Genomic DNA, 1,082 nt, shown 5'->3' with positions numbered 1-1,082 from the left:
GGCCAGGGCATCGAGCGCGTCGGCGCGTCCGGCACCTCCGGGTCCGGGCAGCTCGCAGACGGCGTGGCGGCGATGCGGCGCGACATGTTCGCGTCGGTGGCCGCGTGCTTCCGCATGCCGGCGTCCCTCCTCGAGGGCAACGTCAACAACTTCGACGCGGCTCTCTCGAGCTTCCTCACCTTCGCGGTCGACCCGGTCGCGCGCCTGCTCTCCGAGGAGATCACGCGCAAGACCTACACCCGCGCCCAGTGGGAGGCGGGCGCCCGCGCCCGCGTCGACACGACGCGCATACGCCACGTCGACATCTTCCAGATCGCCGACGCGGCCGCGAAGCTCGTGGGCTCGTCCATCGACAGCCCCAACGAGATCCGTGGATTCACCGGCCAGCCGCCCATCCCGGCGGCGTGGGCGGACGAATACCAGCGCACGAAGAACAACGAGGCAGCGGGCGGGGGTGAAACGAATGGACAGGATGAGGGTGATGCAGCTGGCGGTCGATGAGTCGGAGCCGGGGACGGCCAAGATGACCATCTACGGCGACATCAGCTCGACCGACTGGATGCTGCTCTACACCGGCGAGAGCGACGGCCTCACGACCCGCGCCCTCGACGTGGCGCAGGCGCTCGCCGGCCTCCCCGACGACGTCTCGTCCGTGGAGGTGCACATCAACTCCTACGGCGGCGAGGTCGCCGAGGGCGCGGCAATCTACAACGCGCTCCGCGGCTGCGGCCGCGAGGTGACCACGGTGTGCGACGGCTTCGCGTGCTCGATCGCGTCGGTCATCTTCATGGCCGGCACGCGCCGCGTCATGGAGCCCGCGTCGATGCTGATGCTCCACAACCCGCTCCTCGAGCGCGTGAGCGGAAACGCCCGGCAGCTCCGCAAGGCGGCGGACGACCTCGACGCGATCGCCGGGGTCTCCAAGGCCGCGTACCTCGGTGCCGCGACGATCGGAGCCGACGAGCTCGACGCCGTCATGGACGCCGAGACGTGGGTGACGCCCGCGCAGGCCGTCGAGTGGGGCCTCGCCACCGAGGTGGCGGAGGACGGAGCCTCGGGCGCGCCCGTGCAGGTGGCAGACG

At 71.1% G+C, this 1,082-nt stretch carries 2 protein-coding genes; both read left to right on the top strand.

Going from position 1 to position 1,082, the window contains the following annotated elements:
- Window positions 1-501 (top strand): phage portal protein (locus CAP13_RS09495; RefSeq protein ID WP_143764957.1); only part of this gene is annotated, 501 nt, incomplete at its 5' end.
- A partial coding sequence (locus CAP13_RS09490; RefSeq protein WP_143764956.1) for a head maturation protease, ClpP-related occupies window positions 464-1,082 on the top strand: 619 nt, incomplete at its 3' end. The genes CAP13_RS09495 and CAP13_RS09490, both read left to right, overlap by 38 nt.

The organism is Collinsella vaginalis (assembly GCF_900176655.1).
Lineage (GTDB): Bacteria > Actinomycetota > Coriobacteriia > Coriobacteriales > Coriobacteriaceae > Collinsella > Collinsella vaginalis.
This window is presented reverse-complemented; position numbering and strand designations above follow the sequence as displayed.